Source organism: Mucilaginibacter sp., assembly GCF_039207105.1.
Lineage (GTDB): Bacteria > Bacteroidota > Bacteroidia > Sphingobacteriales > Sphingobacteriaceae > Mucilaginibacter.
On record NZ_JBCECK010000266.1, the window covers coordinates 1 to 4,073 of the forward strand.

The window sequence follows — 4,073 nt, forward strand, 5'->3', positions numbered from 1 at the left end:
TGGAAGCGGAGTGCCAACTATAATTGGTGCATTAAAATTATTGATCTTTATTTAACCTGTCTATACAATTTAATATTTCTATCTTGCTATTTTATCTATTGTAACAATTATATTACAGTTTAAAAGCTGAAACCTGCTTAATTTAGCATATAAAATACTCATAGTGAAAGATATGCGTATTACCCAAACTTATCCCATATGAAAAAAGGGTGTTTGCCTGCATTCGCAAAACTGTTGCCTTTGGTTATTTTTTATAATGATGATGCCATCTTCTATGATGAATCTTCGATGATCGATCTGTCTCGGTTATCATCAGCTTATTCTATAATATAACAATATTAATAATTATCACATATGACAATTAAGCACCTTTATTTATTAATTATTTTGCTGCTTCCGGCACATATCCTTATGGCCGCATTCCCTGATCTTGGTTCTAAAGTAGATCTTACAACCGGAACAAACCCGCAAGGTATACAACTTGCAGATATTGATGGCGATAAAAAGCCGGATATGATCATAGCCAATACAGGCGATAATACCATATCGGTATATCGCAACATATCAGTGACGGGCAGTATCACAGCAGGTTCATTTGCAGCCAAAGTAGATTTTGCTACCGGTTCGCAACCTACAGCCATACTGGTAGCTGACCTGGATCGTGACAACAAGCCCGAAATTGTTGTAACCAATTATGCCAGTAACACTATATCGCTTTTTCGCAATATGAGTACTACAGGAAGTATCACCAATGCTTCCCTCGCGCCAAAAGCTGATTTTGCCACCGACCAAAATCCCGTTGCAATAGCTGCTGGCAGTCTGAATGGTGATGGAAGTGTTAGCCTGGCTGTAGCTTGCCCCACCAATAATCGAATAGATGTATTTGATTGTATGGTTAGCAGTGGTAACATCTCCCTGATCCAAAGTAGTTATAATAATATTTATAATACAGTAAATGCTTCAGCAGTTGCTTTTGCTGATGTTGATAATGATGGAGGGGTCGACCTTGTGATAGCCAATACAGGAAACAATAAGGTAGTGGTTTATAAAAATGATGTTGATTATGGGCATTTTTCATCACCAATCAGTTACGATACCGGTGTGTTGCCTGTAAGCTTAAGCTTAGGTGATACAAACGGTGACGGAAACATTGATATTATTGTTGTAAATAAAACGGATAATACTGTATCATTACTGCTTAATACAGGTACCGGGTTTGCATCAAAGGTTGATTTTGCCACAGGTAATGCCCCTGTGAATGTGCAGTTGAAAGATCTTGACCGCGATGGCCGGCCTGATCTGATCGTAAGTAACTATGACGGAGGCTCTATATCAATATTAAAAAATACAGGTGGTAGCTTTGCCGCTAAAACAGATATTGTTACCGGTACGAATCCGGCCGGCATAGCCTCCGCAGATATTGATGGTGATGCCGTATATGATATTGCTGTTACCAATTCCAGCAGCAACAATGTATCCCTGTTTCGTAATTTATATGTGCCGCCTGTACAAATAAGGCCCACCATTACCGCATTTAGCCCCGAAAGTGGCCCTATTGGCACTAATATTACTGTCACCGGTACTGATTTCCCCCTAAACAGCGAGGTGTATTTTGGTGATATCAAAGGAATAACCATATCTTCAAGCCCAACACAAGTGGTGGTAAAAGTTCCGCCGGGTGCAGCTCCTGTTCCCTTTACTATATCATCGGCCTATTCAAAAAAACCATTCAGGGTAACATTTGAAATGGTAAACCGCACCATCAAAATAAGGGATTTTTATCCAGTGCCTCATCCGGGAGAGGATAGGTTTACTGAGCACCCGATGGCTCAGGCAGTAGCTGATTTCAATGGCGATGGTTTATTTGATTTAGCCGGCTATAAGGAGGATCAATCTGACAATAGTTACTTTAATATTTTTATTAATAACGGTAGCAATGATTTTGCCGATGCATTTGGATATATGTTAAGTGTTAGCGGTTATCAACTTCAGGGAAATGGTAATGAGGTTTTATTTGCAACTGATATGACCAATGATGGCAAACCCGATATTGTGGTTAATTCTAATAATGCAGTGTTTTTATGTATTAATACTACAGTTGCAGGGATGCAGCCTACATTCAGTATAAAAAAAATAGGTAATGTAGGTGCCGAATGGGGATACATTAAGGGCGCTGTTTTTGGAGATATTAATAACGATGGAAAAAAAGAAATAGTAATTTATACGATTAATGACTTTTATACTGTACCTGCAACACCAAATCATCAATCTGTTTTAATTATGGAAAGTGATGGTACTTTAACACCTGTTTTATCAACAGAAGGAAACGGGTTAGCAGATATAGCTGATATGGATGGTGACGGTAAGCTTGACCTGGTGGTTAGTGTTGATAAATTATCGCAACCCGGGCAGGTATATATATTAAAAAACAATATTCCGGCAAACGGATATATCGGCTCTTTATCATTTGCCGCACCGGTTATTTTTACCAGCGATCAAACGGTTGATGGCCCAGTAACGACAACAAATTATCCCTGGTATAAAGGTATGGATATTGACGACCTTGATAGTGACGGGCTCCCTGATATTGCCATAGGCAGTTACCGGGGAATAGTCGTATACAAAAATCAATCAACACCCGGTACTATTAACACATCATCGCTGGCTGCACCGGTAGTATATTCAGTAAATCAAAAAATAAATTCAACTATTAAGCTGTTAGACCTCAATAGCGATGGCCGGCCGGAGATCATTTCAAAACGGACTAAGAGTATTAATGGATCATCAGATACTTATTTAGCTACTAATGTATTTACCAATAACGCAACAAAAGGCATTATAGATAATAAATCATTTACCCAGCAAATCGACCTTTTAAGTTATGCGAACTATAATTACCCTCTTACCGAGGATATGAATGCCGATGGTAAATATGATCTTATTGTAGGGAGCACAGTTTTTTTAAATAAGTGCCCCCTTTATCCTGTTATTGAAACCTTTAACCCTCCAACAGGACCGGTAAGCAGTACCGCAGTAACTATAAGGGGTATAAATTTTAATCCCGACGTAACTAAAAATACTGTTTATTTTGGAGCTACCCGTGCAACCGTACAAACTGCAACAAGCACCAAATTATTGGTTACTGCACCCAAGGGCGCTACTTATAAGCCTATATCTGTACTTAATACTGATTATAAACTTACCGGAGTTAGCAGCAAGATATTTGTAAGCACCTTTAGTTCTACCAGCACAAATTTCGACCCGAAAGTTACTTTTCCAACAGGTGTAAATCCTAAAGCTGTCGCCATAGGCGATTTGGACGGAGACCGTAAAGCTGACATGGTTGTTATTAATGCTGCCGGTACCATATCTATTTATCGTAATACATCAACAAGCGGCAGCATTAATTCTTCGTCATTTGCTGCAAAGGTAGATTACACACTTTCTGCCGGAGCTGCTACAGCAGTTGCCATTGCAGATCTGAATGGGGATGGAAAACCGGATATTGTAGTAACCAGTGCTTCCGGTGCACGCAAGTTATCGCTTTTAACAAACCATGCGGTGAGTGGTGTTATCAACGATTTATCTTTTAAACTGTCTTCTTTAACTACAATTTTGACGTCATCTTATGATGTAGCGGTTGCCGACATTAATGGTGACGGAAGCCCTGACCTGATAACGCAGGAAAGCGGAATTGTAAGTGGAAGTACTGTTGTTAGGCTGGTTGTTTATTTTAAGAATAATAGCAGCGATGTAGCTTTTAGCGGCACAAATTATTTGTCGTTAACCGAACAACCAGGTAATTTAACTATGGCCGATTTTAACCAGGATAATTTTGCTGATTTTGCTTTAGCTAACAGCGTAGCAAAAACAGCCTCGGTTTACATCAATACTGATATAAACTCTTCCTATTACAATACCAGACTCACCACACTCAATACTGCAGCCAGTGCCAATATAATTAAGGCGGGCGATATTGATGGCGATGGCCGTGTAGACCTGGTAATGCTGTGCCCCACCAGTAACCTGATGTTTATTTACCGTAACACCTCGTTACCCGGAACCTATAATAT

General features: G+C 39.4%; 1 protein-coding gene. It reads left to right on the forward strand.

The genetic code is table 11. From position 1 onward, the window contains the following. Window positions 1-354: 354 nt before the first annotated feature. Window positions 355-4,073: FG-GAP-like repeat-containing protein (locus AAGC65_RS25295; RefSeq protein WP_343115240.1), on the forward strand; the 3,719-nt coding region annotated here is incomplete at its 3' end.